The following is a 7054-nucleotide window of genomic DNA, read 5'->3' as shown; positions in this document are numbered from 1 at the left end:
GATATCGGTCACCAGCAAGAGCACGAACAGAAACACGATCGTGCCGAGGATGTCGCCGCCAGCCGGGGCGCTGTCGATGCGCGTGGCCAGATCGAGCGCTTCAGCGTCGGTCAGCGCCAGCACCCGGGCCTTGGCTTGGCCCAGATCGACACCACGTTCGGCCAAAGCTTGGGCCACATCGTCGCGCTCCAGCGCCGCCAAGGCGCGGGTATGGGCAGCGGTTGGGGTCGCCGCTGCGCTCACTTGGGCCACGGCTTCGGCGCTGATCACCGTCGCTTGAGCGCTTTGCATCATGCCCATGCCAGAAACACAGACTGCCAACATCATCACCAACGCCCGCGAACGGGTACCAAGGGTCGTTTTCATCAAGGAAGCTCCTGAAAATAAGAAACAATCAACGCAGGACCGGCACTTTAACGCCGCCATGCCCCCTCGTCATGCCTCTTGCTTCCTCTCACACCCTGCCCTGCCTCATCTTGACCGGCCCGACCGCCAGCGGCAAAACCGCCGCCGCTTTGGCCATCGCCCGTGATTTCGCATCAAAAAATCAGCCTGTGGAGCTGATCAGCGTGGACTCGGCTCTGGTCTATCGCGGCATGGATATCGGTACCGCCAAACCCAACCATGCCGAGCAAGCTGAAGTCCCGCACCACCTGATCGACATTCGTGATCCGCTCCAAAGCTATTCAGCCGCCGACTTTGCGAGCGACGCCGCCAGCCTGATCGCTGCCATCCACGCCCGAGGCGCACTGCCGGTGTTGGTCGGCGGCACCATGCTCTACCTCAAAGCGCTCTTGGAAGGCATCGACCCCCTGCCCGCAGCCGATTCGGCCCTTCGAGCCGACCTTGATCAACGCGCTGCGGCCCTGGGTTGGCCCGCGCTGCACGCTGAATTGGCGCGCATCGACCCGATCACCGCTGCCCGCCTTGCGCCCAACGACGCCCAGCGCATCCAGCGTGCCTTGGAGGTCTGGCAGATCAGCGGCCAGCCCTTGTCGTCCTTGCATCGCCGCCACCAAGAGGCCGCCCCGATCCCCGACCCCAAGGTGTTGTGGTTGTCGTTGGAGCCCGAGAACCGCGCTTGGCTGCACGCCCGGGTGCAACAGCGTTTTGAGGTCATGCGCGAGGCCGGTTTGATCGACGAAGTGCGGGCTTTGCGCGCACGCGGCGACTTGCATCTGGACCTGCCTTCGATGCGCTGCGTGGGCTATCGCCAGACGTGGGCAATGCTTGATGGCGAGATCAGTCCCACCCAGTGGCAGGAGCAAGTGGTTGCGGCCACGCGTCAGTTGGCCAAGCGCCAACTGACTTGGCTGCGCAGCACCCCCCAGCGACAAATCCTTGCCGCCGACGGCCCAGATCCCATCCAGCGCGTGCTCGATCACGTCCAAGCATGGGCCTCAAGCCGTCAAATCCATCAAGCCTGTTAGAGTGCCCGCCTTAAGCCTTGCAGCAGCGAAGACCAAGGGAAAGAACCGATGCCGATCGAGCTCTATAACAAAGATGGTTTCAAGCGCCTGATGTTTTGCGACCTGCATCTGGACGGCACAGAAGCGGTCCAGAGCAATCAGTTCCTCATCGTCAATGGGGACACCGGAGCCATCATCGACCCGGGCGGCAACTTGGCTTACAACTCGCTGCTGCTGGGGGTGACGCACCATTTCCCGCCGTCCAAGCTCTCGGCCGTGATCGCCTCGCACGCGGACCCGGACATCATTGCCTCGCTGGATCGCTGGATGACCGCAACCACCGCGCCGGTGTTTATCGCCAAGGTCTGGGAGCGCTTCATCCCGCATTTCTGCAAACCCGGCAAGACCGACGGCCGCATCATCGCGATCCCCGATCCCGGCATGCGTATTCCGGTGGGCGAAGGCGAACTCTTTGCCCTGCCGGCGCACTTCATGCATTCGGAAGGCAACTTTCAGTTTTGGGATCCGGTGAGCCGCATCCTCTTTTCAGGTGATCTGGGCGTGTCGATGGGCGGCAACCCGCGTGAGTACATCACGTCGTTGGCCCCACACCTGCACCGCATCGAGCCCTTCCATCGGCGCTACATGGTGAGCAACAAGATCTTGCGGCTCTGGGTCAATATGGTCTACAAGCTGCCCATCCGCATGATCGTGCCGCAGCACGGCTCACCCATCGTGGGCCCTGCCGTGCGCGAATTTATTGACTGGGCCAACAAGTTCAGTTGTGGCATCGACTTGATGAGCGAGCGCGACTACATCATGCCGGCCTGAGATCGCTCAGGTCTCAAGCTCAGGGCGCGATGAACTCGGCCCATTCGTAGAGCGCAGCCAGCACGTTTTGCTGGCGCTCTAAGGCGTCTTCGCTCAGCCGGCCCTCCTCTTCGGCCAGCATCAACGCCTCGCCCAAGGTGTCGATGCGCTCTTGGAAGGCCGCCAGCGTCAAGCGCCCTTCTTCCGCCCCAACACCTTCAAGCAGCCAAGCCGCGCAGTGCTGCTGCCAGCGGGCTTGCTCGGCCTCGCCCAAGCTGTCCGGGAAGTTGCGTGCCCGAAAGCGAAACAGTAGCTCTTCCAGTCGGGGATCGTCGAAGTCGATGTCACGCCCTTCACGCGCCCGATCGGCCATGGCCTCAGGCCCCAAGCGCCGCCAGCGCTCCAGCCGTGCCCGGTCTTCGCGGCCCAAGAAGCCGCCGTAGAGATCTTCGTCCACATCGACCGGCGCAGCCTGCACCGCTTCGGGTCGGGCAAAGACCTCCGGCCACAGGCCCATGAGCTTTGGCGCGTGCTCGGTGGCCCAAGCGCTGTGGCGCTCAATCGCCGCCCAATCCACGCCCCAACGCTCGGCCTGCGCGGCCGACAACGTGCCCAAAGCACTGATCACCACGGGTGACTTGTTGATGTGGATCGTTTTGATCGCCAACCGCGCTTGGCCCTCAGGCAAGTCCTCGGTCTTGGTGTAGAGCCGCAAGCGGATTTGCTCGGCGCTCAGGCCCAGCAGCTCACTCGGGTCAGCGGCCAAGTCCCAAACAATCACTTCGTTTTTGTGGATGGGATGCGGTGCCAGCGGCCAGACCACGGCGATACAACCGCGCTCGGCACCGTACATGCCTGAAATGTGCAAAAACGGCTTGCCCTGCGCTTGGGCCTTGTGCATCTCGGCCACCACCGCGTCTTTGCTGCGCAGCTTCAAACAAAAATCAAACAGCTTGGGCTGCTTTTGGCGAATCAGCCGCGCCAAGGCCAAGGTGGCATGCACGTCAGAGAGCGCGTCGTGCGCCGCCTCATGCAGCAAGCCGTTGGCGGCGCTGAGGTGCTCAAGCTTGAAGGACGGCCGACCGTCTTCGTGCTTGGGCCACGTGATGCCCTCCGGGCGCAAAGCGTAGGCGCAGCGCACCACATCGACCAGATCCCAGCGCCCACAGCCGTTTTGCCATTCACGCGCATAGGGGTCTATCAAGTTGCGCCAGAACAAGTGCCGGGTCACCTCGTCGTCAAAGCGGATTGAGTTGTAGCCCAAGCCGACGGTGCCGGGCTCGGCCAGTTCATCGACGATGGCCTGCGCAAAGGCTTGTTCATTCACACCTTGGGTCAAGCATTGCTGCGGCGTGATGCCGGTCAGCAAGCACGACTCTGGGTCTGGCAGTCGGTCACGCGGCGGCTGGCAATAAAGCATCAGCGGCTCACCGATAACGTTCAATTCGGCATCGGTGCGCAAGCCCGCAAACTGCGCCGGCCCGTCGCGCCGGGGGTTGATGCCGAAGGTTTCGTAGTCGTGCCAGAAGAAGGTGGTGCTGGTGCTCAGAGCAGAACTCCCAAGGTGGAACTGTGTGAATGCGGGCGATTATCCGTCCCGTCGATAATTAGCCGTCCTGCCACCCTTGTCTGTCCCCGACCCCAAGCGCGCCCATGAAGCTCTCTGCCACCATCATCACCCTCAACGAAGAACGCAACATCGAACGCTGCCTGCGCTCGCTCCAAGGGGTGGCCGATGAGATCGTGGTGGTGGATTCCGGCTCGACCGACACCACCCTCACCCTCTGCGCCCGCTACGGCGCGCGGGTGGTTGCGCAGCCGTGGTTGGGCTATTCGGCGCAGAAGAACTTGGCCAACGCCCAAGCCGAGCACGACTGGATCTTGAGCCTCGACGCCGACGAAGCCTTGGATGAGCCGCTGCGCCAAGCCGTCTTGGCCTGGAAAGCCCGCCCCACGCCCACCCCGGCGCGCATCAACCGCATGACCAACTACTGCGGCCACTTTGTGCGCCACGGCGGCTGGTACCCCGACCACAAGGTGCGCCTTTTTGACCGCCGCCAAGCGCGCTGGGAAGGCCTGATCCACGAAGACCTGATCGGCGTGGACCGCCGCAGCGCCGAGCTGTTGCCGGGCCACTGCCTGCACTACTCGTACTACACGCTCGACGAACACCGCGCCCAAACCCAACGCTTCACCACCCTCTCGGCCCAAGAACTGCACGCACGCGGCAAAAAAGCCAGCCTCACCAAACGCTTCCTAAGCCCCGCCGCCCGCTTCCTCTCCGACTACCTCTTTCGCCTCGGCTTCCTCGACGGCTCCGCCGGCTGGCACATCGCCCGCATCTCCGCCCACGCCACGTATCTGAAGTACAACAAGCTGCACAAGCTGACCCAACAGCGCTGAGATGCCCCGCCTGTTGTTCATCCTTTTCCCCCTTCTCCTCGCCGCCTGCTCGACGACGCAGCAATCGAGGTTGGGGAGTGCGGCGGTGACGCCGTTGAGTGATTTGAATATGGTGGGTGATGCGATTCCGGTGGTATTGAAAGCGGCGATGGAAGAGCCCATTTATGGGGTGCCACAGGCACGCGGGTGTGCCGAGATCAAGGCACAAATTGCGGCGTTGAATGCGGTGTTGCCGCCGGATGTGGATGCGCCGCCACCGGCGGAATCGTCGGCCTCAGCCGCGCATGCGCGTTTGGGGATGAGTTTGGTGGAGCGCGGCACAGCGGCCACCGAGGACGCAGCCATTGCGGCGGTGCAGCGCTCGGCCGAGGGCGTGCTGCCTTTTCGGACGTGGATTCGCAAACTCTCAGGCGCTGAGGCAGCGGCGAAAAAAGCGGTCGAGGCCGTGGCCGCAGGCACGGCGCGCAGAACGTTCCTCAAAGGCTTGAGTGCCGGGCAAAATTGCCAGCAGTAGCGCCGGGCTGGAGGCAAGAAAAGAACATGCGCCCGCAAACACCGCCATCGACATGACCGCAGCCATGGGGATCGAGCTGCTGACGGAGCCTCAATATCGACACCTGCAAAAGCTCGGTCCTTGTGACGCCAAAACATCGAGTTGGCTGCACACACTGCCTTGGAGAGCCCGCATGAACTTGCTTCGGTTTATCGCCCTTTCATGCTTGGCTTTGGCCGCCGGATGCGGCGGTGGTTCGTCATCGAACCCACATGCCACGTATCAGCAAGCGGCAGCGGCAGCCAATGCCAAAGAAGCCGAAGCACGGGGATGGGCATCACCTACGCCTTGCACCACGGCTGCGCAGTGCGACGCCCTGTTTTTTGTACCGCCGTCGGGGGTCTGTTCATGCCCGTCTTATCTGGCTTACTCCTTGGCCGCGCCCTCCGCCAGTGCTGCGAGTGCCGCCGCTGCCGCGCAACAAACCCTCGCCCAGCAAGCCAGAGTTCTCGGTGGTTGGGTCAACACCTGCGCCTGCATCACAGCCCTGCCCACCCTCACTTGCACAGCCTCAACGTGTGCGCTGGCTTGGTAGAGACTGGAGTTCATACAGCGCCGCGACAGTAGCCCTCCTGATGTACGAAGTCTTCGTCTTCAGGCATCTTGCGAGATATGCGAATGGCTCGCATGAGGCGACTGTCATGAACAAAGTACTTTTCCCCTTTGTATGTCTAGGCGCACTGTCCCCAGCTTTGGGTGAGCAGGTCTATAGGACGGTGGATGAACGTGGCGTGGTCAGTTACTCTGATGTACCTGCATCCGGAAACAAGTCGCAGAACATCACGATCAAAACGGTTTCTCCTGAAGAAAAGGCGGCAGCGATAGAGAAGCGACAGCAGTTTCTCGAAGAACAACGCCAGAAAAAAGAAATCGAGGCGGTTGAACGTAAAAAACGAAAAGCTGAGTGCAGTCTGTTATTCGCCCAACGGACCCAACTGAATCTTCCTGGACCGTACAGCATTCCCATCCCTGACGGCGATGGTGCTGTCCTTGTCGTCGTAGGCCGAGCAAAACTCGACTTATTGGAAGATATCAAGCATCAAATACAGCAGAAGTGTCAGTAAAACTGAGCTGAATCATTCAGCCTACATCCCCATCCACATAAACCCAGCGGCCTTCGAGGCGCACAAAGCGGCTGGTTTCATGCAGGCGAAAAGCACGGCCGCTGAGTTTGTTGCGGGCGACAAATTCGACGCTGGCGTGGTCGGCATCGTCGATGTGGTGGCGGCGGACTTCGAGGCCGAGCCAACGCAAACCGGGTTCGTTGGGCGTGAGATCAGCGGGGCAGGTGTCGGGGTGCCACGTGGCCCGCACGTAGTCGAGCAAACCGAGCACGTAGGCGCTGTAACGCGAGCGCATCAGGCTGGCGGCGTCAGGGGCTTGCAGGTGCAGCGGCCCTTGGTGATAGCGCCCGCAGCAGTCGGCATAAGCCGCAGCACTGCCACAAGGGCAGGCGTCCTTGGCGGCGAGAGCAGAAGAAGCGGTATGGGTCGAGGTAGGGGTTCGGGACATGGGCCCAATTATCGGGGGCCGCCGCTATCATCCCGCCCCATGCTATTTCTGCTTTCGCCTGCCAAATCGCTTGATTTCGAGACCCCCACGGCGGTCCACGCCACCAAGCCGGCTTACAGCCACGAGGCTGCGGCGCTGATGGAGCTGCTGCGGCCGTACACCCCGGCGCAACTGGCTGAGTTGATGGATGTGTCAGAAGCGCTGGCGCAGCTCAACGTGGCACGCTACGCCCTGTGGCGACCCAGGGCGACCCCGAACAACAGCAAGCCCGCCGTGCTGGCCTTCAACGGCGATGTCTATGACGGCCTGCAAGCGCGCAGCCTCAGCGCCGAGGATTTGGCTTGGACGCAGCAACACTTGCTGATCC

General features: G+C 62.1%; 10 protein-coding genes and 1 pseudogene. 8 read left to right on the top strand and 3 right to left on the bottom strand.

Annotation, left to right across the window (positions count from 1 at the left end; genetic code table 11):
- The coding region (locus AC3VI7_RS11755; protein ID WP_489671550.1) for a PA2779 family protein at window positions 1-366 on the bottom strand (366 nt) is incomplete at its 3' end.
- 71 nt (window positions 367-437) lie between these two features.
- Here AC3VI7_RS11755 and miaA point away from each other — a divergent pair.
- Complete coding sequence (gene miaA / locus AC3VI7_RS11750) at window positions 438-1430, top strand: tRNA (adenosine(37)-N6)-dimethylallyltransferase MiaA (protein ID WP_489667955.1); 993 nt, start codon at window positions 438-440, stop codon at window positions 1428-1430.
- Window positions 1431-1478: 48 nt separating this feature from the next.
- Entirely contained in the window at window positions 1479-2240 is a 762-nt protein-coding gene (locus tag AC3VI7_RS11745; protein ID WP_489667956.1) for an oxygen-binding di-iron domain-containing protein, read from the top strand.
- 19 nt (window positions 2241-2259) lie between these two features.
- Here the strand turns inward: AC3VI7_RS11745 and sbcB are convergent, their stop codons facing one another.
- Window positions 2260-3768, bottom strand: coding sequence for an exodeoxyribonuclease I (sbcB, locus tag AC3VI7_RS11740; RefSeq protein ID WP_489668003.1), 1509 nt, complete (start codon window positions 3766-3768; stop codon window positions 2260-2262).
- A 104-nt stretch (window positions 3769-3872) separates the two neighbouring features.
- On the opposite strand from sbcB, the gene AC3VI7_RS11735 reads away from it, so the two are divergent.
- The 5 genes and pseudogenes from AC3VI7_RS11735 to AC3VI7_RS11715 all read left to right on the top strand — a co-directional run bounded on the left by AC3VI7_RS11735 (window position 3873) and on the right by AC3VI7_RS11715 (window position 6239).
- The gene (locus AC3VI7_RS11735; RefSeq protein WP_489667957.1) at window positions 3873-4622 is read left to right on the top strand and encodes a glycosyltransferase family 2 protein; all 750 of its coding nucleotides are present in this window, start codon (window positions 3873-3875) and stop codon (window positions 4620-4622) included.
- A gap of 1 nt (window position 4623) precedes the next feature.
- Window positions 4624-5136, top strand: a complete 513-nt coding sequence (locus tag AC3VI7_RS11730; protein WP_489667958.1) for a hypothetical protein — start codon at window positions 4624-4626, stop codon at window positions 5134-5136.
- A pseudogene (locus AC3VI7_RS11725) lies at window positions 5111-5278 on the top strand (DUF4256 domain-containing protein); the annotation flags it as partial. The gene AC3VI7_RS11730 and the pseudogene AC3VI7_RS11725, both read left to right, overlap by 26 nt.
- 30 nt (window positions 5279-5308) lie before the next feature.
- Window positions 5309-5710, top strand: coding sequence for a hypothetical protein (locus tag AC3VI7_RS11720; protein ID WP_489668006.1), 402 nt, complete (start codon window positions 5309-5311; stop codon window positions 5708-5710).
- 106 nt (window positions 5711-5816) lie between these two features.
- Window positions 5817-6239 (top strand): DUF4124 domain-containing protein, encoded by a 423-nt coding sequence (locus tag AC3VI7_RS11715; protein WP_489667959.1) that lies wholly within the window; start codon window positions 5817-5819, stop codon window positions 6237-6239.
- Between the two features lie 16 nt (window positions 6240-6255).
- On the opposite strand, the gene AC3VI7_RS11710 is transcribed toward AC3VI7_RS11715, so the two are convergent.
- Window positions 6256-6687 carry a YchJ family protein gene (locus tag AC3VI7_RS11710; RefSeq protein ID WP_489667960.1) on the bottom strand — a complete coding sequence of 144 codons (432 nt, stop codon included), beginning with the start codon at window positions 6685-6687 and terminating at the stop codon, window positions 6256-6258.
- A 39-nt stretch (window positions 6688-6726) separates the two neighbouring features.
- Here AC3VI7_RS11710 and AC3VI7_RS11705 point away from each other — a divergent pair.
- Window positions 6727-7054, top strand: a 328-nt coding sequence (locus tag AC3VI7_RS11705) for a YaaA family protein (RefSeq protein WP_489671549.1), incomplete at its 3' end; no start/stop codon positions are given.

The sequence above is a fragment of the Leptothrix toolikensis (SeqCode) genome (assembly GCF_057922285.1).
Note: the sequence above shows the minus strand (reverse complement) of the source record. Positions and strands in the feature narration are given on the sequence as shown.